The sequence below is a fragment of the Longimicrobium sp. genome (assembly GCF_048594345.1).
In the GTDB taxonomy this organism is placed as follows: domain Bacteria; phylum Gemmatimonadota; class Gemmatimonadetes; order Longimicrobiales; family Longimicrobiaceae; genus Longimicrobium.
This window is the reverse complement of the sequence record NZ_JBMDXM010000099.1, coordinates 1-20,078: the sequence shown is the minus strand read 5'-3', so window position 1 is coordinate 20,078 and position 20,078 is coordinate 1. Positions and strand designations below refer to the sequence as shown.

The 20,078-nt window shown below is 70.5% G+C and carries 20 protein-coding genes; all 20 read right to left on the bottom strand.

Annotation, left to right across the window (positions count from 1 at the left end):
* Nucleotides 1–41: 41 nt before the first annotated feature.
* Nucleotides 42–1,247, bottom strand: coding sequence for a chorismate synthase (aroC, locus tag ACOJUJ_RS11045; protein ID WP_420126929.1), 1,206 nt, complete (start codon nt 1,245–1,247; stop codon nt 42–44).
* 304 nt (nt 1,248–1,551) lie between these two features.
* The gene (locus ACOJUJ_RS11040; protein WP_420126928.1) at nt 1,552–4,101 is read right to left on the bottom strand and encodes a YncE family protein; all 2,550 of its coding nucleotides are present in this window, start codon (nt 4,099–4,101) and stop codon (nt 1,552–1,554) included.
* A gap of 35 nt (nt 4,102–4,136) precedes the next feature.
* Entirely contained in the window at nt 4,137–5,924 is a 1,788-nt protein-coding gene (locus ACOJUJ_RS11035; protein ID WP_420126927.1) for an AMIN domain-containing protein, read from the bottom strand.
* A gap of 20 nt (nt 5,925–5,944) precedes the next feature.
* Complete coding sequence (locus tag ACOJUJ_RS11030) at nt 5,945–6,499, bottom strand: hypothetical protein (RefSeq protein ID WP_420126926.1); 555 nt, start codon at nt 6,497–6,499, stop codon at nt 5,945–5,947.
* Complete coding sequence (locus ACOJUJ_RS11025; RefSeq protein WP_420126925.1) at nt 6,486–7,097, bottom strand: type 4a pilus biogenesis protein PilO; 612 nt, start codon at nt 7,095–7,097, stop codon at nt 6,486–6,488. Before ACOJUJ_RS11025 ends, ACOJUJ_RS11030 begins: the two co-directional genes overlap by 14 nt.
* A 6-nt stretch (nt 7,098–7,103) precedes the next feature.
* Nucleotides 7,104–7,853, bottom strand: coding sequence for a PilN domain-containing protein (locus ACOJUJ_RS11020; protein WP_420126924.1), 750 nt, complete (start codon nt 7,851–7,853; stop codon nt 7,104–7,106).
* A 36-nt stretch (nt 7,854–7,889) separates the two neighbouring features.
* Nucleotides 7,890–8,936 carry a type IV pilus assembly protein PilM gene (pilM, locus tag ACOJUJ_RS11015; protein ID WP_420126923.1) on the bottom strand — a complete coding sequence of 349 codons (1,047 nt, stop codon included), beginning with the start codon at nt 8,934–8,936 and terminating at the stop codon, nt 7,890–7,892.
* A 165-nt stretch (nt 8,937–9,101) separates the two neighbouring features.
* Complete coding sequence (locus tag ACOJUJ_RS11010; RefSeq protein WP_420126922.1) at nt 9,102–10,316, bottom strand: hypothetical protein; 1,215 nt, start codon at nt 10,314–10,316, stop codon at nt 9,102–9,104.
* An 8-nt stretch (nt 10,317–10,324) separates the two neighbouring features.
* On the bottom strand, nt 10,325–11,194 hold the full coding sequence (locus ACOJUJ_RS11005; RefSeq protein WP_420126921.1) for a PilW family protein: 870 nt from the start codon (nt 11,192–11,194) through the stop codon (nt 10,325–10,327).
* Complete coding sequence (locus ACOJUJ_RS11000) at nt 11,181–11,585, bottom strand: type IV pilus modification PilV family protein (protein ID WP_420126920.1); 405 nt, start codon at nt 11,583–11,585, stop codon at nt 11,181–11,183. The genes ACOJUJ_RS11005 and ACOJUJ_RS11000 overlap by 14 nt, the downstream gene beginning before the upstream one ends.
* Nucleotides 11,575–12,051, bottom strand: a complete 477-nt coding sequence (locus ACOJUJ_RS10995) for a GspH/FimT family pseudopilin (RefSeq protein ID WP_420126948.1) — start codon at nt 12,049–12,051, stop codon at nt 11,575–11,577. The genes ACOJUJ_RS11000 and ACOJUJ_RS10995 overlap by 11 nt, the downstream gene beginning before the upstream one ends.
* A 261-nt stretch (nt 12,052–12,312) precedes the next feature.
* A complete protein-coding gene (locus tag ACOJUJ_RS10990; RefSeq protein ID WP_420126919.1) occupies nt 12,313–12,690 on the bottom strand; it encodes a type IV pilin protein in 378 nt (125 codons plus the stop codon).
* A 119-nt stretch (nt 12,691–12,809) separates the two neighbouring features.
* Nucleotides 12,810–13,160, bottom strand: a complete 351-nt coding sequence (locus ACOJUJ_RS10985) for a type IV pilin protein (protein ID WP_420126918.1) — start codon at nt 13,158–13,160, stop codon at nt 12,810–12,812.
* Between the two features lie 378 nt (nt 13,161–13,538).
* Nucleotides 13,539–14,015, bottom strand: coding sequence for a pilus assembly FimT family protein (locus tag ACOJUJ_RS10980; RefSeq protein WP_420126917.1), 477 nt, complete (start codon nt 14,013–14,015; stop codon nt 13,539–13,541).
* 672 nt (nt 14,016–14,687) lie between these two features.
* A complete protein-coding gene (locus tag ACOJUJ_RS10975; RefSeq protein ID WP_420126916.1) occupies nt 14,688–16,049 on the bottom strand; it encodes a sigma-54-dependent transcriptional regulator in 1,362 nt (453 codons plus the stop codon).
* Nucleotides 16,046–17,293 carry a sensor histidine kinase gene (locus tag ACOJUJ_RS10970; RefSeq protein WP_420126915.1) on the bottom strand — a complete coding sequence of 416 codons (1,248 nt, stop codon included), beginning with the start codon at nt 17,291–17,293 and terminating at the stop codon, nt 16,046–16,048. The genes ACOJUJ_RS10975 and ACOJUJ_RS10970 overlap by 4 nt, the downstream gene beginning before the upstream one ends.
* Nucleotides 17,294–17,328: 35 nt before the next feature.
* Nucleotides 17,329–17,532 carry a hypothetical protein gene (locus ACOJUJ_RS10965; RefSeq protein WP_420126914.1) on the bottom strand — a complete coding sequence of 68 codons (204 nt, stop codon included), beginning with the start codon at nt 17,530–17,532 and terminating at the stop codon, nt 17,329–17,331.
* Nucleotides 17,533–17,777: 245 nt separating this feature from the next.
* On the bottom strand, nt 17,778–17,960 hold the full coding sequence (locus ACOJUJ_RS10960) for a hypothetical protein (RefSeq protein ID WP_420126913.1): 183 nt from the start codon (nt 17,958–17,960) through the stop codon (nt 17,778–17,780).
* A 267-nt stretch (nt 17,961–18,227) separates the two neighbouring features.
* Nucleotides 18,228–18,800 (bottom strand): HD domain-containing protein, encoded by a 573-nt coding sequence (locus ACOJUJ_RS10955; RefSeq protein ID WP_420126912.1) that lies wholly within the window; start codon nt 18,798–18,800, stop codon nt 18,228–18,230.
* Nucleotides 18,801–18,975: 175 nt separating this feature from the next.
* The gene (locus tag ACOJUJ_RS10950) at nt 18,976–19,650 is read right to left on the bottom strand and encodes a hypothetical protein (protein WP_420126911.1); all 675 of its coding nucleotides are present in this window, start codon (nt 19,648–19,650) and stop codon (nt 18,976–18,978) included.
* Between the last annotated feature and the right edge of the window lie 428 nt (nt 19,651–20,078).

Genomic DNA, 20,078 nt, shown 5'->3' with positions numbered 1-20,078 from the left:
AAGGCCGTCTGGGGGAGAGGGCCCCGCGTCGAAGACGCGACTCAGCCCGCGAAGGCGCCGCGGGCGCGGATCTGCGCGCAGTACGCGTCGACGCTGCGCCGCAGCTCCGTCATCGAGTCGCCGCCGAACTTCTCCAGAACCGCGCCCGCCAGGACGATCGCCACCATCGCCTCCGCGACCACGCCGGCCGCGGGGACGGCGCAGACGTCCGAGCGCTCGCGCACCGCTTCCGCCGCCTCGCCCGTGCGCAGGTCCACCGTCCCCAGCGGCGTCATCAGCGTGGAGATGGGCTTCATCGCCGCGCGGCAGACCAGCGGCTGCCCGGTGGTGATGCCGCCCTCCAGCCCGCCCGCGTGGTTCCCCACCCGGCCGAACCCCCCGCCCCGCTCCGCCGCCGCGTCGCGGGTGATCGCGTCGTGCACGCGGCTGCCGGGACGCAGGGCGGCTTCAAAGCCCAGGCCGATCTCCACCCCTTTGATGGCCTGGATGGACATCAGCGCCGCCGCCAGGCGCCCGTCCAGCTTCCGGTCCCACGACACGTGCGACCCCAGTCCGGCGGGGAGTCCGCGGACGACAACTTCCACCACCCCGCCCAGCGTGTCCCCGTCGCGCTTGGCGGCATCGATCAGGTCGATCATCCGCCCCTCCGCCTCGGGATCCAGGCACCGCACGGGGGACGGATCCGACGCCGCGTTCAAATCGGCCGGCAGCTCCGCCGGCACCTGCGCCACCACGCCGCCGATGGACACCACGTGGCTGCCGATCTGCACCCCCAGCGCCCCCAGCAGCTGTTTGGCCAGGGCGCCGGCGGCCACGCGCATGGTGGTTTCGCGCGCGCTGGCGCGCTCCAGGATGTCGCGGGCGTCGGTGCGGTCGTACTTCAGCGCGCCGACGAGGTCGGCGTGGCCGGGCCGGGGAAAAAAGACGCGGCGCATGGCCTCGTCATCGTCCTCGGTCTCCACGGGGACGGGCGACATGGGCTCCGTCCAGTTGGCCCAGTCGCGGTTGCGCACCAGCAGCGTGACGGGCGAGCCCAGCGTTTCGCCGTGGCGCACACCGGAAAGGATCTCGGCGCGGTCGGACTCGATGCGCATGCGGCCGCCGCGTCCGTACCCGCCCTGGCGGCGGCGCAGTTCGCGGTCGATCTCGTCCGGGTAAATCGTCAGGCCGGCGGGAAGCCCTTCCACGACCGCCGCCAATGCGGGCCCGTGCGACTCGCCCGCGGTCGTAAAGCGAAAGGTCGGCATGCGGGGAAGATAGTACGAGAGTGCGAAAGTACGAAAGTACGGAGAGCGGGAGTGCGGAGTGAACGGGTGAGCGGGTGAACGGGTGAGCGGGTACGGGGCGCACGTCATCAATCCCGTGAAGAATCGCTCCGCACATCGAACCGGCGGATCAGCGACGACGTTCCACTCCGTTAACTCCGTTGACTCCGTGTGAGGCATTCTGTTTCGGGACGATACGAAAAAGGCGGAGGACGCGGAAAAAGTCCGCGTCCTCCGCATCAACAGCGACGAGGCCCGGCTTGCGCCGGGCCTCGTCCGTACCCGCTCAGTTTCCGTTCAGGCAGAGCGGCGGGCGGGACGCCAGGTCGGCCTTGGTGATCGGCAGCGACAGCACGCCCGTGGAGGTGAGCGCGTACAGCCGCAGGTCCACGTTCGCCGGGTCGCCCGGAGCCCGCGGCGCCAGGGCCAGCGCGCCGGTCACGGGGTCACGCGTGTACACCCGCGCCAGCTCGCAGAAGTTGAAGGTGTTCAGCACGGCCACGTACGGCCGCCCCCCCTGGGAGCCCGAGACAAAGGCGAGCCGCAGGTCGCCCGTCAGGTAGTTGCCGCCCTCCGGGTGCAGCGCCACGCCACCCGTGGGCGAGCCGCTCTCCATCACACCCTGCAGGCGCAGCTCTTCGTTGAAGAAGTACGCCTGCTGCCCGCGCGCCACGCCCAGCGTGCCGTCACGGTTGATGCCCAGCCCGATCACGCGCTCCGCCGCGTTGCTGATCAGGTCGCGCACGTCGCCGCGCATCACCAGCGAGTCGCCCAGCGCCTCGAACAGCGGGATGCGCGCGTTCTCGCGCACGCCCTCGCCCACCGCCACGAAGCGGCGGTCGGTGCTGGCCGCCACGAAGGTGGTGTCCGAGAAGCCCACCTCGCGCACGTCGGCGCCAATGTCCAGCCGCGTATCGTACCGGGCGCCGTTCTGGTTGGCCGGAAGCGCCCGCAGCTTGGTGAGCGAGTCCGAGACGGCCCGCGGAAACCCGGTGATGCACGGCGGGTTCTCGGTGTCGCCAAAGCGGCGGCGCGGGCACACCACCACGTCACTGGGGGGCGCATAGAACGCGGAGTCGGCGTTCACCACCAGCGCCCGGCCGGAGGTGTGCTTGTCCACGTACCCGGTAAAGATCTCCGAGCGCGCCTTTTCGGGGTTGTAGATGCGCACCGTGCCGTCCTCGGCCGCGGCCGTGGGACGCGTGGAGTACACCAGCAGCCCGTTGGCCGTCTGCGCCAGGAACTGCGGGCGGTCGGAGTAGTCGTGCAGCGACACCGACGCCGCCTCGCCGCTCTCCACGTCGTAGATCACGCCGAACAGCAGCTCGTTGCGGGTAAAGATGCGCTTTTCCTGCGCCTCGCGCAGCGTGGCGTTGCGCAGCGGGATCACCGAGATGTTGGTGCCGCCGCTGTTGGCCACGTACAGCGAGTCGCGCGTGCGCCCCAGCGCCAGCCCCCAGGGGAACGAGCCCACCGCCACCGGCGTGCCGTACGTCAGGCCGCCCAGCGGCAGCACGTCCACCCGGTTCTGCGTGTAGTTGCTCAGGTACACGCGGCTGCTGTCGGCCACCAGGTCGGCCACCACGTCGGTGCCGTTGGCGCCCGGCCGGTCGATGGTCACGCCGCGCGCCACGAACACCCGCAGCAGGCGCCCGGCGCCCGTCGACAGGCGGAACCCGGCCGGCGACACCACGCACGCCAGCTCCTGCGGCGCGTTTTCGCGGGTGGCCGCGCCGCAGTTGCCCTGTACGTCCCTGGCCCACCCCGTGATCTCCAGGTCCACCTCGAAGGTGCCGTACGGATCCAGCCCCAGGTCGGCGAACGCGAAGCGGAAGGTGCCGTCCGCCACCGCGCCGCGGCCCACGAACACCCGCAGCGTGTCGTTGGGAACGGTGTCGCGGCGGATGGCCAGGATGGTCACGCCCACCGAGTCCACCCGGTTCTCGTCCAGCCCCGTCACCTGCACCGAGAACGAGTCCTGCTGCTCCACCCGCTCGGAGATGGAAAACTGGACGGTGGCCTTGGGGGCCACCTGGTCCACGTCGGGCTCCTTGAGCCGCACGATCACCGGCGTGGACACGCCCACCAGGTTGCTTCCGGAGATGGTGGTGGCCGACACGCGCACGTCGCCCCGCGCCGCCAGCGGGATGGGGATGATGATGGTGGTGTCGTACTGCGCCCGCGCCGACGAGAACTGGATCACCTGGTTCAGCTGCATGCCGCCGCTCAGGTTGAGCGTCACCGAGCTGAGCAGGTCGCGGTTGTCGGTGGCGTTGATGGTCACCGACATCTGCGTCCCCGCAAAGTACTCCGCGGCCCCCGACGTTACGCTGATGCGCGGCCCGCCCAGGTTCACCTGCATGGTGTCGGCGGTCTCGCGGTCGGCCGTGTCGCGCGCCGTCACCACCACGAACACGCCGCCCTCGGGCACCGTGTCGCCCGTGGCGAGCAGAAAGCGGTCGATGATCGTGTCGCGCACCAGCCGGCCGTCGGCCCGCAGGTCCACCGTCTTCTTTTCGAACCGCTCCACGCGCACGGCCGTGCCCAGCGTGGCGCTGCCGCGAATGGCGAAGCCCTCCAGGATCACCGTTTCCACCGCCACGTTGTCCGTGACGCGCGCGCGCACAAAGACCGAATCGCCCACCGCCACGTTGTCCGTCGCCGTGTCGGGAAGGACGATGGCCACCGTGGGACGCACGCTGTCGGCCGCCACCGGGTCGGTGGGGTCGGGGGGACCGGGAACGGGGACGAACGGATTGCGCGAGTCGCAGGCCGTGAACAGGGCGGCGCCCATCAGGACCGCCGCGAGGGCGGCCCTGTGTCGGAGCAGTTTCATGGAAAGGTACCTCTGAAAAGTTCGGCGCCGGGCGCTCAGCGCGGCTGCCGCACGATGTGGGGGGTCACCAGGATGAGGAGGTCCTGCTTGCTTTCGCTGCGGCGGGTGCTCCGGAACAGGCCGCCCAGCAGGGGCAGGTCCATCAGGAAGGGGATGCCGCTGCGCGTCTCCTCCACGCGCGTCACCGTCAGCCCGCCGATCACGATCGTCTCGCCGTCCTGTGCCAGCACCGCGGTTTCGGCCTGCTGGCGGGCCACGTTCAGCAGGTTGGCCTCGGTGGTGCGCGGGTTGGAGTTCTCCGCCCGCAGCGCCAGGCGCACGCGCCCGTCGGCCGTGATGTGCGGCGTCACCTCCAGCTCGATCCCGGCCTCGACCTGCACCGGCTGCAGCGTCACGCCGCCCGGCGCCGCCCCGCCGCCCGCCCCGCCCCCCGCGCCACCCGTGGTAGAGGCGGTCAGGAAGGTGATCTCCTCGCCCACGAAGATGCGCGAGGTGGTGTTGTCGAGCATGGTGATCTGCGGCATCGCCTGCACGTCGGCGATGTCGGTGGTCTGCAGCGCGCTCACCAGCGCGATCAGCGAAAAGCGGTTGGCCAGCAGCAGGCTCACCGCCACGTCCAGCGTGGCGTCCTCCAGCTCGGCGTCGGCGTTGCCCACCGCGCCGATGGAGGGGCCGCCCAGCACGAAGCGGTCGTCCGGCGAGCTTTCGCCCGTGGGCTGCCCCGTCACCGGGTCGTACAGCGGGCTCTCGATCAGCCCGCCAAAGGAGTTACCCTGAAAGTCCTTCAGGTCGTAGCGGATCCCCAGCGCCTCCAGCTGCGTGCGGTCCACGAAGATGATCTTGGCCTCGATCGCCACCTGCGGCACCGGCACGTCCAGCGTGGTCACCAGCGCCTGGATGTCGCGCACCACCCGGTCCACCTCGGTGACGATGAGCGTGTTGGTGCTGGTGTCGGCGACGATGTTGCCGCGATCGCTCATCATGCTCGCGAAGGTGCGCGCCAGGTCGCCCGCGGGCACGTAGTTCACCCGGATCGCCTGCGTCACCAGCGGCTCGGCCGCCACGCGGGCCGCCAGCCGCTCCACCTGGTCCACCCGGATGATGCCGCCCGACAGCTCCTCGGCCGCCAGGCCGTAGGCCTGCAGCAGGGTACGCAGCGCCACGTCCCAGGGCTGGTTGGTAAAGGTCACCCCGTCCACCACGATCCCGGCCACGTCGGTCCCCGCGATGATGGAGCGCCCCGAGAACTCGGCGAAGGTGGCCAGCACGTCGCGCATCTCGGTGTTCTCGAAGCTCACCGTGATGCGGCGCGCCTGCGGCTGCTGCGCCGGCCGGGGCGCCTGCGCGCGGCCCGGCTGCGGCCGCGCCGTCTGCGATGCGGCGGTGCGGGCGCCGCTGCTCCACGGCGCAAAGGCGGTGGCGCCGGACTGCAGCGAGATGCGCAGCCCCTCGCCCACCCGCTCCACCCGGTACTCCGTCTGGCGGTCCAGGTCCAGCACCACCCGCACCACGTCGGGGGCGTGCTGGCTGGTGCGCACGCCGCGCACGCCGCCGCGGTCCAGCCCCTCGTAGCGGCTGGAGGGAAGGCCCAGCGTGGCGTTCTCGATGTCCACCACCACGCGCGGCGGACCGTCCAGGCTGAAGTCGGTCCAGCGCACCTCGCCGCCGGCGATCTCCACCGTCAGCTCGGTGCGCCCCTCGCGCCCTTCCAGGCGCAGCGCCGCCACGCTTCCGTCCGCCGCCGGCGGCGCGGGAGCCGCGGCCAGCAGCGCGGGAAGGAGCAGCGCGAACACCGCGTTGCGCACCATCATCGAACGCCTCATGGCTCGGGGTGTGTGGGTCATCACGGGCGGCCTCCGGCCGCGGGCGTTGCGGGAGCGGCGGCCGGCGGCGGGGCCACGGCCGGCGCGGGGGCGGGCTGCCCGGTGGTCACGCCGCGGCGCGGGCGCTCCAGCTCCAGCGAGTACACGCGGCTCACGCCCATCTCGTCCTCGCGCACGTCCACGCGCCGGGGCTGAATGCGCACCACCGTCACGGAGCCCAGCCGCTGTCCCACCCGCAGGCGCACCCGCTGGGTGCTGTCCGGCAGGGTAAAGGTGGCCACCGAGGCACCCGGGGTGCCGCTGAAGATCACGCTCACCAGCTTCAGGTCCTGCACCCGCACCCCCATTTCCTCGCCGCTCAGCAGCGGCGAGAACGGGTCGGGGCGGCCGCCGGCGCCGGGGTACTGAAACACCTCGCGGCGGTACACCTCCGCTTCGGGAAGCGACGCCTCGGCCGGCGCGGCCGGGGGGGCGCCCGCGGCGGCGGGGCGTGCGGGCGCCGCCTGCGCCGCGGCGGGCGCGGCGGACAGCAGCAGCGCCGCCAGCGCCAGCAGGGTGCGCTCAGGCGCTCGCATCGTCCTCCACCGGAGTGCTGGGAATCACGTAGGTCTCCACGGAAAAGCGCGCCTCCAGCGACGCCGGCGCGCCGGGGCGCGCGGGCGGTGCGTCGGGCGTGTCGGCGGCCGGGGCCACCGTCAGGTTGGTGGGGGTCACGATGCGCGGCAGCGACGCCACCCGGGTAAGAAACTCCCCGATCTGGTGGTAGCCGCCCGTGACCGCCATGTCGTACACGCGGCGCGTGTAGTACTGCTCCTCGGTGGCGCCCACCGGCTGGATGAGGGTGAGCTCCACCCCCGTCCGCTGCGCCTCGGCCGAGATGGCGTCCAGCAGGTTGGGAAGCTCCTCGTCGCTGGGGATCAGCCCTTCGGCCAGCTCCAGCTGCTGGCGGTACAGCGCCAGCTGCTCGTCCATGGCGCCCTCGGCGCCGCGGGTGATGGCGCGGCTGCGCGTGTTCACCGTCTTGAGGGTCTCCAGCCGCGTTTCCAGCTCCGCGATCTGCGCCTTGCGCGGCGTGTAGATGCGGTCGTAGAAGCCAAAGGCCAGCAGCGCCAGGAACAGCGCGCCAAACATCAGCTGCTTGCGCTGCTGCGGGTCCAGGGGGGGAAGCGCCATGTCAGGTCACCGCGCGGTGAGAAGGGGAACGGTCTCGACGAAGGCGGAGTCGGGCTCCTCCCACCGGGCCTCCAGGGTGAACTTGAGCACGGCGCGCCCCTGCACGTCGTCGCGCTCGCTGGTCACCAGCGACACCTCGCGGATCATGGGCGAGGCTTCCAGGTTCTTCATGAAGCGGGTAAGCGCCTCGGTGCTGCCCGCGTTCCCCTCCAGGGTGAACACCGGCCCCGGGGCCGGCCCCGCGGGGGCGGCCGCCGCGGCGGCGCTGTCGCCCTTGGCCGAGTCGGCCTTGGCGGCCGCCTGCTGGGCGGGAGTGGGCGGCGGGGGCGGGGCCGCCTCCTCGTCCTCCACCACCGCCAGCTTGGTCAGCCACATGAACGGGGGCGTGGCGCGGCTCACCTCGTCCATCAGGTGCGGCCACACGTAGCGGCGCGTGTCCACCTGGCGAATGACCTCCATCTTGCGGTCGATGGTGTCGCGCCGGGTGTCCAGCGTCTTCATCAGGGCGATGGTGCGCTCCAGCCGCACCGAGTCGGCCGCCTCGGCCTCGACCTGCGCCTGCAGCCCGCCGCGCGTCTGCCCCGACGTCCAGAACCAGTACGCCCCCAGCAGCGCCAGCAGCACGGCCGCGCCGGCCACCCCCGCCACGCGGGGGTCGGCGCCCAGGCTGGGAAGCGACGGCCCGCCCGGGGCGCGGCGCGCCGACGCCGCGGGGCGCCGCGGGGTGCCGCTGGGGAGCAGGTTGATCTCGATCACGTTGGTCTTGGGGTCGGGGTGCGGTGGGCGCCGCCCTCAGGCGGCCTGGCGCAGTGCCAGCCCCACCGACAGCATCAGCATGGGAGCAAGCTCGTCGACGGCGAAAAAGGAGGTCACCCCCGGCCGCGCGCGCAGGCGCTGCAGCGGCGAGGCCACCTCGGTGCGGGCGCGCAGCCGCGCCGCCACCACGTCCACCAGCCCGGGGATGCGCGCGCCGCCGCCGCACACGAACACGCGGCCCGCGCCGGTCACCCCGTCGGCCGCGCCCAGAAAGGCCAGGGCGCGCTCCACCCCCACCGCCAGGTCTTCGGCGCCGCCGCGCAGCAGCTCCTCGAACTCGCGCGCGCGGTCGGAGCGGCCCTGCAGCACGGCGTCTGCCTCTTCAACCGTCAGTCCGTGCATGCGGCGCAGGTCCTCGCGCAGCTTGCGCGAGCCAAAGGGCACGTCGCGGGTAAGCACCATGGCGCCGTCCTGCAGCACGTTCACCGTGCTGATCTCGTGGCCCACGTTCACCAGCGCGGCCACCCCCTCCATGGCTTCGGGGTAGTTGTACTCGAAGGCGTTGTGCAGGGCAAAGGAGTCGACGTCGATGACGCTGGGACCCAGCCCCGCGTCACGCAGCAGCCCCACCTTCTGGTCCACCACGTCGCGCTTGGCGGCCACCAGCAGCACGTTCATCTGCAGCCCGTCGTCCAGCGGATCCAGGATCTGAAAGTCCAGCTGCACGTTCTCCATGTCGAAGGGCACGTACTGCTCGGCCTCCCAGCGGATCACCTCGCGCGCGTCCGCCTCCTTCATCCGGTCCATCTGGATCTTCTTCACCATGACGTCGCGCCCGCCCACCGAAGCGACAAGCCGTTTGGGCTTGACCCCCGACGACTCCATGAGCGACTTCACCGTCTGCACCACGATCTGCGGGTCCATGACCTCGCCCTCGACGATGGCATCGGCAATGAGCGGCGTGTGCGACACGTGCACCAGCTCCGGCTCGGCGCCGGAATGGTCGATCACGGCCACCTTGATGAAGCCGCTGCCGATGTCGAGCCCTACCGTGGACTTGTTGCGGCGCAGAAAGGAAACCATGGGCCTCGGCGTGGAGTCCGTGTGAAGGCGCGGCCCGCAAAACCGGCCGCGGCGAAAGGCGTGACTGGGCTATGGATCGGGGAGGTTGCCAACACGTTAGCGCGGGCATGCGCGCTCGTCAAGATGGACGCGACATGCCCGCGCTAAACCCTGCCCCGGTGGGGGTTAGCGTATCAGTTCGTACCAGGCGAATGTGCCGCCCAGGCGCGACTGCGGCGCGTTCTGAAGGGCGTTCTGGTTCATCGCCCGCTCCGCGTCCTCGATCGCGCAGAAGTTGTACTTGATGGTGGCGTTGCCGCTCAGGTTGTCTTCGATCATGCTGTTCTGCCCGAACGAAACCACCGCCCCCTCGATCTTTGACTCCTGTCCGCCCGAGCCGCCGCGGATGTTCATGTCCTTTTCAACCAGGATGATTCCCTTGTACACGAAGTTGCCCTGGATTGACATGCTGCCGTTGATTATGACGATCATCCCCTGCCCGTAATCGCCATTGATCTTGACCTCGCCGCCGTTGGCGTCGATCGCCACCACCACGTGGCGCTGGCTGGACGTGTTGGGGCAGCTGACGCCCAGCACGGCGGGGCACCCCCAGTTGTAGTTTTCGTCCGTGGCGTCGCCGCTGGGACGTCCGGAAAAGGCGGGCTTGTTCCAGCGGGGGCCGAACTGGATGGTCGCCTGGTCGGCCAGCGCGCGCAGGGTCACGCCCGGGCCCAGCACGTTGTTCGCCAGCTCGCTCTTCTGGTACGTGGTAACGTTGGTGACGCCTTCGAGGTTCTTGTCCTTTGCGTCGATCTTGCTGCCGGCCGTCACCTGCACCGCGTAGTCTGCCTGGTTGTCGCTGGTGCCGCAGTAGTTCACGCCGCTGCGCCCGTCGCTGATGAACGAGCTGCCGGTGATCTCGATGTCGCCGCCCGAGGTGGCGCCCGCGTTGATGTTGGTGTCCAGCCGGGCCGCCAGCCGCCGCAGGCGCAAGAACGCCCCCACCCCGCGCCCGCGCCCGTCCTGCGGCGTGGCCACGATGGAGAACAGCTCCGTCGCCGCCACCTGCCCCGGGGGAGGGGCCGTGTCTTCGGTCCACGACAGCCGCGCCACCTGCAGCAGGTAGTTCTTTCCGTCGGGCCCCGCCGCCGCCCCGTTCTGCGTGGCCTGCATGAATGCGCCCCCCGCCTGGGCCCGGGTAAAGATGTACTGCTCCAGCGCCGCGTCGGCGTTGTACAGCGAACCGGCGGCGGTACGGTGCGCCGCGCTGATGGCGTACTCGGTGGACGAGGTGAGCAGGGCGGTGGTCACCAGCAGGCTCACCGCCACCAGGCCGAACAGCGCCACGGGGAGCGCCACGCCGCGGCGGTCGGCCGCGAACCGCAGGATTCGGGGGGTCATGGGCCTCATCAGTTGTTGTCGTTGCGGATCTGGACGGTGGCGGAGTCGAACTCCACCTGCGAAGCGCTGCCTCCCTGCCGGCTCTTGATCCGCACCCGCAGCCGCACCTGGCTCAGGTTCGCCGCCGCGGCGCCGGTTCCGGGCGCGGCGGGGAGCGGCGTGGGCGGGTTGCCCGCAAAGTAGGTAAAGCTGACGCCGCCCGCGTTCGTGTCCACCGGGCCGGCCAGCGGCTGCATGATGAACGTGTTGGCGTCGCTCATGCCGTTGCTGCGGTGAATCCACTGCGCCCCGCGCGACGTGCGCACGTCGTAGCGCACCCGCTGGTACAGCGCCGCCGTGGCGCCCGGCGTTACCCCGGGGTGGTTGGCGCCGTCCAGCTGAAAGGCCACCACGTTGCCGGTCACGTTCAGCCCGGCGCACGTGCCCAGCCCCACCGGGGTGGCCGTGGCGACGGTGGCCAGCACCGGGAGCGCCGGCCGCCAGGCGGCGCCGGGGGTCTGCTGCAGCAGAAGCCCGGCGCCCACCCCCGCGGGGGTCACCTGCCCCGGAAGATCGGGAAACACCACCGTCGTGCGGGCGGTGCCCACCTGCGAGCACACCACACCCCAGCGGCGCGGCAACAGCAGCTCGATGGCATCGGCGTCGCCCCGCGCCACGCCCGACGCGATGGAGCCGCGCAGGTCGCTGGCCACCATCTCCAGCGCCCCGCGCGCGTTCTGCTGCACCTCTTCGCGGCTGCTCTGCATGCTGGTCAGGCGGGTCTGCCCGGTCACGAACTGCAGCACCACGCCGATGATGAGCGCGCCCAGAACCAGCGAGATCAGCAGCTCGACCAGCGTAAAGCCGCGCCTGCCCTGGAAAGAGCTACTGGGATACAAGGCCGGTCACCGTGGTGGGGGTAAGGGCGGCGTTGCCGACGCCGCCGGCGGGCGGGGTAACCGTGACGCTGATGGTCCACAGGGTGCCGGTCGCGTTGTTGCGCTGCACCACGGTCTGCACCCGCGTTCCGTTGGCCAGCCGCACGTCGGTCGAGCCGGGGTTGCCCCCCGTCCGCACCCGCTCCTGCACGCTTTCCAGCTGCTGCGAGGCGATCAGCGTGTACTCGGTCATGCGGTTGGCCGTGGCGATGCTGCGGCTGGCCCCGATGGCCAGCGACTCCAGCGCCAGCAGCCCCACCGCCAGCACCACCATGGCGATCAGCACCTCGATCAGCGAAAAGCCGCCGCGGTCCGCGCGCACGGCCGGCGCGGCCTTCAGATCAGTTTCCACCACGATACACTCTCCCTACGGCCGAGATGCTTACGGTGTCGACCTTTCCCAAGCGCACCACCCGGAGCTGCTGGGCCGACGCCGCGGTCAACATTCCGCGAGAATCGAAGATGACGCGCGCCGCGGTCGGAGCCAGCGACACGTCCCGCTGCCCCCCCCGCACGTCCACGGTCTTGATGGTCCGCAGCACCGCGGCGCCGTTGTCGACCGTAATCTGGTAGGTGGACGCGCCGGTCATGCGCAGCGAGACGGAGCGCCCTTCGCGCACGGCCTGGGTGCGGGCCATGGTCAGGTCGGCCACCACTCGCGAGGTCGCGCTGCGCGCGTTCAGGTGCCGAATGAAGCTGAAGAATCTGGGGAGCGCCATCGACGAGATGATGGCCGCTACGATCAGCACGATCAGGAGCTCGGTCAGGGTGTATCCCCCCCGCCTGTCCCGGTGCCGTACGATGTTTGCGCTGGTCATGAAGTCCCTGTATTCCAACTTCCATGCCCGGTGCCGGCGGCGGAAAAACCCAGCGATTCCGGGGATATCCGCCTGCACCCGCACCTCTTTTCTTTCCGCGCCCGGAAAAGTTTTCCGGGTCCGGCGCCTGAAGCCGCTCCGCCGCGGCACGGCCCGTTCGGCGGTGGCCCTGCTTCGATGCGCCCTGAAACAACGACAAAGCCGCCCGAAGGCGGCCCTGGCGCGGTTCGTCGTCCGGTCCCGGTCCCGTCGGCCGCCGGCTCAGCAGGCGGCGACGTCCTGGATGTCTCCGTTCTGGTCGATTTGCCAGGCCGTAAGCCCCAGCGCGGGGTCCAGGGGCCTTCCGCACGCCGAGTACGCGGCCGAGGTGGCGGCCAGCATGGAGAAGCTGTAGTACTTGCCGTTGCCGAAGTTCGACGTGCCGCCCTCCAGCACGTTGAGCGTGGTGGCGTAGCCGCCCGTCGCTTCGCGGTGCCGCTCCTGCAGCGTGTGCAGCTGGCGCAGGATCGGGGGAGCCTCGGCTTCCTTGCTCCGCTTGGTGACCTCGCCGAACTTGGGGATCGCGATCGCCGCCAGGATCCCGAGGATGACCACGACGATCATCAGTTCGATCAGGGTAAAGCCGCGCTTGGATCGCATGGCGACATCGTGGTGAAAGAAGGGATGGGCGCCGGAGAGATCCGCGCGCGCCCGTAAACAGAAGCTCCGGGACCGGGAGTGCGTACCCGACCCCGGAGCCTTCAGTCAACCAGCCTGGATTAGCAGGTGATGGTCTCGGCGACGACGCCGGACGTGGTGCCCAGGCCGTTCGGCGTGGCGGTGGCGGTGGCGCTGGCGCCGCCGGCGGTTTCGAACGTGAAGTACTTGGCGGTCGGGGCCGTGAAGCCCGTCAGCGCGGCCACGTTGGCGGCATAGGCGCCGGTCTCCTGGAACTGCGTGCCCTGCAGGCTGCAGATCTGCTTGAGGATCGGGCCGGCTTCCGCCTGCTTGGCCTTCACCGACACCGCGTTGAACTTCGGGATCGCGATCGCGGCCAGGATGCCGATGATGACCACGACGATCATGAGCTCGATGAGCGTGAAGCCCTTGTTGTTCCGCAGGTTGCGCATGGGAGTCTTCCTTGGTCAGGACGGTGGGGTACGTCAGCGCGTCGGTGCGCTGGGGGTACTTCAGCGCGTTCGTGCGCTGCTGGCCCTGGGTAAGGCAACGGGTATGCCGGATTGCGGCATTCCGCCAAGTTGTTGTGAGAAGGCAGTTTACGAGAACGGTCTGCCCGATTGGGCCCTCCGGTCGGGCGGAATCCTGCACTATTCCATGCAGATTGCCATTCCCACCTGCTCCCGTCTCCGGGTACAGACCGACGTGCCGTGGCACGCCATGCCAGACGGGCGGGGCCCGCGCGCGCGGCGTTCCCGCATCCCGTTGCGCGGCAAGGCGTAACGAGGGATGGAGAGCGGGCCTCGCCGGCGTACGGTGGCACGTGCCCATCAGTTGCGCAGCACGCGGCCCACGGCCGAGACGGTGAGCGAGACGGGGGGATGGTCGCCCTGCCGCACGCTCATCGTGCGGTTGTTGAAGCCGACGATCAGCCCGCGCGAGTCGAACACCACCTCTCCCGACTGGTTGGTGGTCAGGCACACCGGCGTGCCGTCCAGCCGCAGGTTCACCTCGTACACCACGCTGTCGGCATCCGCGATGATGCGGTAGCGGTACCCCGCGGCGCCAATGCGCGGCGGGGGGCAGTCGGGCGCGGGCACCACCTCCAGCCTGGCGCGGCTGCCGGTGCGCGCGGCCAGCTGCCGGGTGTAGGCCAGGTCCACGGCCACGCGGTTCAGCGCGCCGCGGGTACGCACGTGGGCCAGCATGGACTCGAACCGCGGTGCCGCGATCGCCATCAGGATCAGAAAGATCGTCAGCGTCACCACCAGCTCCACCAGCGTGTACCCGCCCCTCGCGTCCGTCACTCGCACAGCCGCCTCCCCTCCGCAGCGCCGCCCGTACCGGTGGTCCGGAGCCGCGCGGCGGCCCCGGAGGACTGTCCGCTACGTTCACCTGTGCGTTACGAAAGGGCCAAACCGCGAGCCGTCAGCACGCGAACGAGTTTTTCGGGACAGTCACGCGACTGCTCCCGGGCTCGATTTCGTGGAGTAAGAGGGGTGGAGAGACGGAGAAGAACGCTGGTGGGACTGCGGCGGTGCGCGCGTGTGGCGAGATCGGATCGGCGCGGCCGGGATCTCGTGCCGTTCACCTCCGCCGTGGAGTGGACGGAGGGTTCTCAAGATCGCGCATCAGGTGGTGCGATCGGCGGGCATCCATCCGCTCCAGAGGACATCGACCGATCCACATCCCTTCCCGAAAAAACGCGGATGGCCCCCTGCCGCATTCCATCTCCACCACGTTCCCGATGCCCCCATGCCAGTTCGTGCCTCCTCGACCAGCCAGAGGTAACGGCGCGAGAAAACTCCGTTAACTCCGTTGACTCCGTGTGAGGCCCATTCTGTTTCGGAGTCTGTATGCACAACGAAGCGGAGGCGCAGAGGAAACGGCTCCTCTGCGCCTCCGCGCCAAACATCTCTCATCCATCAGACCATCAGAAACAGAGAAGCGCGGCGAGCGGCCCGCACTCACGCACTTCCTTACTCCAGGCCGTAATCCTGGATCTTGTAGGAAAGCGCGCGCACGGACAGGTCCAGCATCTCGGCCGCGCGGGTGCGGTTGCCCTTGCAGCGCTCCAGCGCGCGGGCGATGAGCGTCTTTTCCAGCGCGGGAAGGCGGCGCTTTACGGAAAGGTCGCCGTCGGCGTCGGGGAGCTCGAAGGGGTGACGGCCGGTGCGCACGTGTGGCGGCAGGTGATCGATACCCATGCGACCGCCGGAGAGCACCAGCGCACGCTCGATCACGTTCTCCAGCTCGCGGACGTTCCCAGGCCACCCGTATTGGGCCAGCACCGGCACCAGCTCCTTCGGCAGATCGAACGTTTCCATCCCCAGCCGCGCGCCGTGCAGGCGAAGGAAGTGCTCCGCCAGGAGGGGAACGTCCTCCGGGCGGGTGCGCAGCGGAGGAACGTGGATCTGCACCACGTTGATGCGATAAAAGAGGTCTTCGCGAAACCGGCCCTCGCGCACCTCGTCCACCATGTCGCGCGCCGTGGCCGCCAGCACCCGCACGTCCACCGCGCGCTCGCCCGTGCCGCCCACCCGCCGGAACTTTCGCTCCTGCAGCACGCGCAGCAGCTTTACCTGCAGCGAAAGCGGAAGCTCGCCGATCTCGTCCAGGAACAGCGTGCCGCCGTCGGCCTGCTCGAACAACCCCTCGTGCGCCCGGTCCGCGCCGGTAAACGCGCCCTTCTCGTGGCCAAACAGCTCGCTTTCCAGCAGGTTCTCGGGGATGGCGCCGCAGTTGACGGCCACGAACGCACGGTCCCGCCGCGGCGAGGCGCGGTGCACCGCCCGGGCGACCGCCTCCTTGCCGCTCCCGCTTTCCCCCGTCAGCAGCACGGTGGAGGGGTACGGCGCCACCCGCGACGCCAGGTCCGTCACTTCGCGCATGGCGTCGGAAACGCCGACCACCTCCTCGAACCCCACCGCGCGGCCCACTTCGCGCCGCAGCAGGGCCACCTCGCGCCGCAGCTGCTCGCGCTCCTCCGCCTTGCGCAGCGTGAGGACGACCTCGTCGGCGTTGAAGGGCTTGGAGATGTAGTCGTAGGCGCCGCGGCGCATGGCCTCCACGGCGGCGTCGACCGTTCCGTACGCGCTCATCATCACCACCAGCGCCGAGCCGCCGGCCTCCTGGTACTTTTCCAGGAACTCCAGGCCGCCCATGCGCGGCATCCGCACGTCGCACAGGACCAGGTCCGGCGGGTCGGCCAGGGCCATGCGCAGCCCGGCCTCGCCGTCTTCGGCCACGGTGACGGCAAAGCCCTCGTCGCGCAGGATGAGGAGCAGGGTATGCCGGAGGCCGGCTTCGTCGTCGATGACCAGAACGCGCCGATCGCTCACGCGGGCCGCCCGGTGGGGAGGGATAGGGTAAAGACGGCGCCGCCGCCGGCCCCCGAAGAAGCCTCGATGCGCCCGCCCAAGTCTGCCACGGTGCTCGCGACGATGGCAAGGCCCAGCCCCGTTCCCTCCCCCGGCGCGCGGGTGGTGAAAAAGGGGTCGAACACCTTGTCGATGTGTTCCGGGGGGATCCCCGGGCCGCTGTCCGCGACCGTCACCTGCACCGTCTCCGTTCCCGGCTCGATGCGGTGCGGGTCGCGGACGCTGGTGATGCGCGGGCGGCGCAGGTGCGCGTACGTGATGCCGGGGGGATCGTCCGCGCGGCGCGTGGGAATGCGGGTGCCCGTCTGGTAGCGCACCAGGCGCGTGGTGATGGTGATGAAGCCGGGCCCCGCCATCGCCCGCCGCGCGTTGTCGACCAGGTTAAGGAACGCCTGCTCCAGCAGGTGCGGCGCGCCGTGAAGCGCGGGCAGCTCCGGCGCCAGCTCCAGCGCCACCTCTACCCCCTCCAGCGCCCCCTGCCCCCGCAGCACCTCCACCGCCGAGCGCACGGCGGCGTTCACGTCCACGGGCGCGCGGTCCACGGGGGCGGGGCGCGCGTAGTCCAGCAGCCCGCGGACGATGCGGTCGATGCGGCGCGCCTCGCCCTCCACGCCGACCGTCAGCTCGGGATCTACCCCGCGGCGGCGCAGGACGGAGGCGTACCCCATCAGCGCGCCCAGCGGGTTGCCGATCTCGTGCGCCACCCCGGCCGCCAGCCGTCCGATGGAGGCCAGCTTCTCCGCCTCGACCAGGCCGCGCTGGGTGGCCAGGAGGCGGCGGTTGGTCTCGTCGAGCGAGCGGACGTTCTCGGCCAGCTTTTCCTGGTTCTCCAGCAGCTGCTCGGTCATGCGGTTGAGCGCGGCGGAAAGGGCGGCCATCTCCACGCTGTCGGCGGGGGGCGCGCGGCGGGCGTAGTCGCCGCCCGCCACGGCGGCGGCCGCTTCGACGGCGGCCTGCACGGGGCGCAGCACCAGGCGCTGGATGAGGTGGTTGGCCAGCAGCAGGTACACGGCCACGTCCACGGCCACCAGCAGGGCCAGCAGCCAGGCGTCGCCGGGCTGCACCAGCCGCAGCACGGTGTGGGTGGTGACGCCCAGCAGGGCGGCGGCCAGCGCCAGAAAGGTGAGGTTGAAGAGAAGCTCGGCACGCAGCGAGCCCCGGCCGGGGCCGGGGCTCGCGTCGGCCGGTGCGCCCGGATCGGGCACGGGGCCGGCGGTGCGGCGGACTGCCGCGGGAACGGTCAGACGGCGGCGGGCTCGCGGCGGCGCGCATCCGACGCGCGCTCCTGGCCCGTACGGGGCTTGCCTTCCAGCGCCTGCTTGGCGAGCTGGTGCCATACGTGGTCCACCACGGCGCCCGTGGGCTCGTCCCAGGCAATGATGCCCTCTTCGCGGGCCTGCTCCATCGCCCTGCGCAACGCGTGCTTGCTGACCGGCTTCCTCATGGCTCTTCCCTTTGCTTCGAGTGCTGCCTTCGGCATGGCCCCCCGGCGCGGGTCCCGCCCGCCGCCGGTGCCCCGTTCCCCGCCCCACCACCCCCGTTCATAGAGTAACACGGTGGGCCGGACCGCGCGAGGGCCCACCGCAACTCGTTGCGATCCATCGAGATGAGTGCGCTGATACAACGCGGCGCGGCGGCGCCCCCGGTGTGGGAACGCCGCCGCGCGCAAAGACCGAAAGGCCCGCTCGTTCAGTTGTAGATGCGCCCCTGCGAATCCACGCGGGTGGCGCAGCGCCGGCAGAACAGAAGCGGCGCGCACAGCTTGCGGTCCCATTCGCGGCGCTTGCAGCGGGGGCACGCCGGTGTCGAGTAATGGCGCACGCCCAGACCTAGGGCCAGGGCGCCCAATCCCCCCAGCATCAGGGTAATCAAGGTTCTCGTTGTCTCGTGTGTTCGGTACCGATCAAAACCGCCACCGCGCGTAATCTATCCCGAACTCGCGCGCGAGGAAAGAATCTGAACCGCGCGCGGGCCGCGTCTCCAAACGGTCCCGCGGCAAGGAGATACGCTCCGACACCCCTCGCAATGCGGCTGATACTTATTGCAGTATCAGTATCCCGAAATCCCCGGCGCGGTTCGTAACCGGGTACAACGCACGAGCCTAACGGAATCAGACACATCGCGGATCCAGCTCATCAATCACGCGTCAGGACCGGCCAGCCCCAGCTGCGGGGCGACGCCGCGCATGGCATGGATGACGAACTCCACGTGTTCGGCAAACTCCACACCCAGCTCCTCGGCGGCGCGTAGCACGTCCTCGCGGTCCACGCCGGCCGCGAACTGCCGGTCCTTCATCTTCTTGAGCACCGACTTGGCCTCCAGGTCCATCACCGAGCGGCTGGGGCGCACCAGCGCGGCGGCGGTGATCAGGCCGGTAATCTCGTCGCAGGCGTGCAGGGTGCGGTCCAGGCGCGTCTCGGGCTGCACGCCCGTACGCGCCGCGTAGTGCGCCTGCACGGCGTGCAGAAGCTCGTCCGGATACCCGCGCTCGCGCAGCATTTCCACGCCGCGCAGCGGGTGCTCGTCGGGAAACTCCTCGTAGTCAAAGTCGTGCAGCAGCCCCGCCAGCCCGTACAGCTCCTCGTCCTCACCAAAGCGGCGGGCGTAGGCGCGGCAGGCAGCCTCGACGGAGTACATGTGCCGCCGCAGGCTTTCGCTCTGGACGTGCTGGTGCATCAGCGCGAGCGCGTCGTCGCGGCTGGGGAGCGTCATGGATGGGTCGGGTCCCGTCGGTTTCCGAGCGCGCCCAGCCGGGGCGGCGGGCGCTGGCGGCGAATGTAAGAAGTCGGCGGGGGGGAGGGAAGCGGGGGAAGGGGTGAACGGGTGTGGGGGTGTGAGGGTGTGAGGGGAAAGAAGCGGTGGCGCGGCGGGAGGGCGCGCGCCTCCGTCAGCGGGTGGGGGTGAAGTGCAGGGGGATGGCGATCCACACACCTGCGGGGCGGCGGTTGATGCGCGCGGGGCGAAAGCGCATGGCGTGGGCGATGGTGGTCAGGTGCAGGTCGATGTGCGGGTCTCCCGTGGGGCGCGCTTCGGCCACCACCACCTGCCCCGCCTCGTTTACGTACACGCGCACGGTCGCGTGCACGTCCACGGTGCCGTCCGTTGACGCCGGGTGCGTCTGCGCCACGTTGGTCAGGTACGCGCGCACCTGCGACGCATTGGCGATCTCCGGCAGCTGCTCGCTCCGGACCTCGGCCGTGTCCCGCGGCGGGCGCGGCACCATCGCCTCCAGGAGTATGCTCAGGTGCGAGGGCGCGGCGGATCCGCGCGTGGCCACGTACTCGTTCACCAGCGGAAGCACCACGCCGTGCAGCTCCGCCGGCACGTTGCTGAGCTGCAACGACACGCGCGGCTGCACGCCTCCGCTGTCCACGAACAGCAGCACGCGGCCGCTGGGCTGCGCCAGCCCCGCCGCCCGCAGGCTCTCCGCCATGCGCACGCCGAACGTGTAGGGGCCCTGCATCGACGGCGCGGTCGCGTCAGTTGCGCCCTGCTGGGCGCGCACCGGCGCGGCGACGGTGCACGCGACGATGGCGAGCGCGATCAGGGAGCGGATCTGCATCATCTACAAACGCGTGGCCGGCGGCACATCGCGGAATCGCATCGCCCGCCGTGGAAAAACGTGATCAGTGGTGTCGAGAACGGCCGGAAATCTATCTGTTTACCGAAATTCGGGGAAGTGAGGCCGCAAGCCTGCCTTACGCCCAGGCTCGTCAGAGCCCCCCCTCCGCCCCCCCCTCCGCCCCCACCTGTCATCCTGAGAGAGGCGCCGCCCTGAACCGTCGGTAACACGCGGCAGCCCGTGCGCCGACCGATGTATCTTTATCCGAAGCAAGATGACGCCTGCCTTACGCCCGGGCTCGTCAGCGCCCCCTCCGCCCCCACTTGTCATCCTGAGAAAGGCGCCGCCCTGAACCGTCGGTGACACGCGGCAGCCCGTGCGCCGACCGAAGGATCTCCATCCGAAGCAAGATGAAGCCTGCCTTACGC

What these genes read in the sequence shown, in the direction of transcription:
- aroC (WP_420126929.1), bottom strand. Translation starts at nt 1,247, where the DNA reads ATGCCGACCTTTCGCTTTACGACCGCGGGCGAGTCGCACGGGCCCGCA.
- ACOJUJ_RS11040 (WP_420126928.1), bottom strand. Translation starts at nt 4,101, where the DNA reads ATGAAACTGCTCCGACACAGGGCCGCCCTCGCGGCGGTCCTGATGGGC.
- ACOJUJ_RS11035 (WP_420126927.1), bottom strand. Translation starts at nt 5,924, where the DNA reads ATGAGGCGTTCGATGATGGTGCGCAACGCGGTGTTCGCGCTGCTCCTT.
- ACOJUJ_RS11030 (WP_420126926.1), bottom strand. Translation starts at nt 6,499, where the DNA reads ATGCGAGCGCCTGAGCGCACCCTGCTGGCGCTGGCGGCGCTGCTGCTG.
- ACOJUJ_RS11025 (WP_420126925.1), bottom strand. Translation starts at nt 7,097, where the DNA reads ATGGCGCTTCCCCCCCTGGACCCGCAGCAGCGCAAGCAGCTGATGTTT.
- pilM (WP_420126923.1), bottom strand. Translation starts at nt 8,936, where the DNA reads ATGGTTTCCTTTCTGCGCCGCAACAAGTCCACGGTAGGGCTCGACATC.
- ACOJUJ_RS11010 (WP_420126922.1), bottom strand. Translation starts at nt 10,316, where the DNA reads ATGACCCCCCGAATCCTGCGGTTCGCGGCCGACCGCCGCGGCGTGGCG.
- ACOJUJ_RS10995 (WP_420126948.1), bottom strand. Translation starts at nt 12,051, where the DNA reads ATGACCAGCGCAAACATCGTACGGCACCGGGACAGGCGGGGGGGATAC.
- ACOJUJ_RS10990 (WP_420126919.1), bottom strand. Translation starts at nt 12,690, where the DNA reads ATGCGATCCAAGCGCGGCTTTACCCTGATCGAACTGATGATCGTCGTG.
- ACOJUJ_RS10985 (WP_420126918.1), bottom strand. Translation starts at nt 13,160, where the DNA reads ATGCGCAACCTGCGGAACAACAAGGGCTTCACGCTCATCGAGCTCATG.
- ACOJUJ_RS10965 (WP_420126914.1), bottom strand. Translation starts at nt 17,532, where the DNA reads ATGAGGAAGCCGGTCAGCAAGCACGCGTTGCGCAGGGCGATGGAGCAG.
- ACOJUJ_RS10955 (WP_420126912.1), bottom strand. Translation starts at nt 18,800, where the DNA reads ATGACGCTCCCCAGCCGCGACGACGCGCTCGCGCTGATGCACCAGCAC.
- ACOJUJ_RS10950 (WP_420126911.1), bottom strand. Translation starts at nt 19,650, where the DNA reads ATGCAGATCCGCTCCCTGATCGCGCTCGCCATCGTCGCGTGCACCGTC.